This is a genomic window from Pseudoalteromonas sp. SANK 73390, from assembly GCF_054966645.1.
Map to the genome: position 1 here is coordinate 1 of NZ_ARPN01000151.1, position 614 is coordinate 614.

Genomic DNA, 614 nt, shown 5'->3' on the forward strand with positions numbered 1-614 from the left:
ATTAGATAAGCTGCGCCAAGTGTGGATCGCTATGAGCCATCGAGGTTATTTGCGCGACGGCTCGGAAGCGGCGCTACTTAATTGGAGCAAAGCCCAGGCTAAACGCATGAATAAAAACGTGGCGATTGAGCGGTTGGAATGGTTACGCGCATCTATGGTTCACGCATTGATTGAGCAATTGAAAAGCTGGTATGTGCGTTTGATGGCCGAACAACTCAAAGAACTGGTTAATGTTTTACGCGGATTAAAACTCAGTAGCGCACACCAAATTGAAGCGACTAAAACTGTGTATGAGCTGGGCAATTTTAAAAAGTGCAGCGTTGAGCAGTTAGAGGCAGCAATTGCGTTTATTGGTGTTATGTCTGACAGATATTCGGAGGCAACCCAAAATGGGTGATAAATTTGGCAAAGTTACTGAGCGTGGCGATGGTATGTTACTCACCATATTTGAACTGGTCATGCGTGGTGTAAATGAAACCGTTGATGAACAATCGGCACTAGATATTGGGCGAAAGGTTGTTGATTCAATCCGCCATACATTTGGTGGTGAGGTTGTGTACGTCTGCAAAGGTCGCTCAATAGATGCAATTATGATGAGCAATCAAATTTGGGCA

The 614-nt window shown here is 44.6% G+C and carries 2 protein-coding genes; both read left to right on the forward strand.

Annotated features, from left to right (window positions below):
- Positions 1–397: phage protein GemA/Gp16 family protein (locus tag SANK73390_RS18600; RefSeq protein ID WP_462767881.1), on the forward strand; the 397-nt coding region annotated here is incomplete at its 5' end.
- The coding region (locus SANK73390_RS18605) for a Mor transcription activator family protein (RefSeq protein WP_462767882.1) at positions 390–614 on the forward strand (225 nt) is incomplete at its 3' end. The genes SANK73390_RS18600 and SANK73390_RS18605, both read left to right, overlap by 8 nt.